The following is a 2,468-nucleotide window of genomic DNA, read 5'->3' as shown; positions in this document are numbered from 1 at the left end:
TGTTGATTTGCAGGCAGAGTTGACCCACTTTTACGTTTGATTTGCATCTAATTCTGACCCACCTCGTGAACACTATCCTGCTCGGTACCCGTGCAGGAGACAGGAGTGATCGACGTGGCTCTTCTCAGCATTATTCGCCGTTGGCACTTGCGTGATCATGTCTCTTTACGAGAGATTGCCAAGCGACTTGGCATATCGCGCAACACGGTGCGACGCTATCTGCGCTCGGGCACCATTGAACCAACCTACAGCCGTGCGGCTGGGCCTACCGTTCTAGACGGCTATGCGGAGAAGCTCTCGGCATGGCTCAAGGCCGAGGCCAACCGCACACGCAAGCAGCGACGCTCGCTATTGCAGCTGCACCAGGATCTCTGCTCACTAGGCTATACGGGCTCTTACGACCGTGTCGCTGCTTTCGCGCGGCGATGGCGACAGGAACAACAGGAGCGCTCTCAGACTTCAGGACGGGGCACATTCGTGCCATTGACGTTCCCACCTGGCGACGCCTTTCAGTTTGACTGGAGCGAGGACAGTGCGGTGATCAACGGCGAGCGCACCAAGCTCCAGATCGCGCAGTTCAAGCTTTGCCACAGTCGCGCCTTCTTCCTGCGCGCCTATTGGCTCCAGACGCATGAGATGCTGTTCGATGCTCACCATCATGCTTTTGTGGCTTGGGGAGGCATCCCGCGTCGAGGTATCTACGACAACATGAAGACCGCTGTGGATAGAGTCGGCCGCGGCAAGTCGCGCGAGGTCAACGCCAGATTCTCCAGCATGGTCAGCCACTATTTGTTTGATGCGCAGTTCTGCAACCCCGCGTCAGGCTGGGAGAAGGGACAGATCGAGAAGAACGTGCAGGATAGCCGGAGGCGGATCTGGCAACGCCTGCCCCACTTTTCGAGCTTGGAAGCGCTTAACGACTGGTTGGCCGACGAGTGCGTCAGGCTGTGGCAACAGATACGCCATCCGGCATGTGACCAGAGCATCTGGCAGATATGGTCCGAGGAACGCCCATTTCTGATGCCTGTTGGCCAGCCGTTCGACGGCTTTGTGGAACACACCAAGCGCGTTTCCCCCACATGCTTGATCGCCTTCGAGCGTGACCGCTATAGCGTCCCCGCTTCCTACGCCAACCTGCCCGTGAGTTTGCGGGTCTATGCGGATCGCCTCGTTGTCGTCGCCGAAGGTCACGTCATCGCGCAGCATCCTCGCCACATCAACCGGCGCCATGACCGTGGTGCCACTTTCTACGACTGGCGGCATTATCTCGCCGTGCTGCAACGCAAGCCTGGCGCGCTGCGCAATGGGGCGCCGTTCACGGCGTTGCCGGAAGCATTTCGCCAACTTCAGGCACTGCTTCTGCCTCACGCTGGCGGGGATAGAGAGATGGTGGAGATCCTGTCGTTGGTCTTGTTGCATGACGAGCAACTGGTCCTCGCCGCAGTGACCTTAGCGCTGGAGGCCGGTACGCCATCTAAGCAAACCATTCTCAACATATTGAGCCGACTGCTCGACGGCACACCGCTACCGCCGCTGACGGCGCCCCAAGCGCTCTCGCTCACAGTCGAACCCGAGGCGAACGTCGGCCGCTACGATACCCTCCGCACTCAGGAGCCACGTCATGCAGCATGAACTCATGATCGAGCGCTTGAAGGCGCTCAAGCTGCACGGTATGGCTCAAGCGCTCACCGACCTCGTGCAGCAAGACTCTCCGGCATACCAGAGCTGTTCTCCCATCTTGAGCCAGCTTCTACGGGCCGAGCTTACCGAGCGAGAGGTGCGATCTATTGCCTATCAGATGAAGGTGGCCAAGTTCCCAGCATATCGAGACTTACAAGGCTTTGACTTCGGATGCAGCGAGGTCAACGAAGCCCTCGTTCGGCAACTGCACCGCGGCGAGTTCATCGAACCCGCTCACAATGTCGTATTAGTTGGCGGCCCTGGCACCGGCAAGACGCATCTGGCGACGGCCTTCGCGGTTCACGCCATCGAACACCTGCGTCGCCGAGTTCGCTTCTTCTCCACGATCGAGTTGGTGAATACGTTGGAACTCGAGAAGCAGGCCGGCAAAGCTGGACACCTCGCCCACCGGCTCATGCACTCGCACGTCGTTATTCTCGACGAACTCGGGTATCTGCCATTCAGCCAAGCCGGCGGCGCGCTGCTGTTCCACCTCATCAGCAAGCTCTACGAGCACACCAGCCTCATCATCACCACCAATCTCAGCTTCGCTGAATGGGCAAACATATTTGGGGACGCAAAAATGACGACTGCGTTGCTCGACCGACTCACCCACCACTGCCATATCGTCGAGACCGGCAACGACAGCTACCGATTCAAAAACAGCAGCACACAGCCCAAAAAGGAGCGTAAAACAGCCAAATCTGTAGCAACCCTGACCCAATCAAATTAGGGCTGGGTCAGTTTTCGATGCAAACGCTGGGTCAGTTTTCAGTGCAAACCAACAA

Annotated in this window: 2 protein-coding genes; both read left to right on the top strand. The window is 58.2% G+C overall.

Annotation, left to right across the window (positions count from 1 at the left end):
* Positions 1-105 precede the first annotated feature (105 nt).
* Positions 106-1,632 carry an IS21 family transposase gene (gene istA, locus WBR68_RS31105; protein WP_230696232.1) on the top strand — a complete coding sequence of 509 codons (1,527 nt, stop codon included), beginning with the start codon at positions 106-108 and terminating at the stop codon, positions 1,630-1,632.
* Positions 1,622-2,413: an IS21-like element helper ATPase IstB gene (istB, locus tag WBR68_RS31100; protein WP_054458908.1), complete on the top strand. Its 792-nt coding sequence runs from the start codon at positions 1,622-1,624 to the stop codon at positions 2,411-2,413. Before istA ends, istB begins: the two co-directional genes overlap by 11 nt.
* Positions 2,414-2,468: the final 55 nt, after the last annotated feature.

The sequence above is a fragment of the Achromobacter sp. JD-1 genome (assembly GCF_038594925.1).
GTDB classification, from domain to species: domain Bacteria; phylum Pseudomonadota; class Gammaproteobacteria; order Burkholderiales; family Burkholderiaceae_B; genus Achromobacter; species Achromobacter spanius_C.
This window is presented reverse-complemented; position numbering and strand designations above follow the sequence as displayed.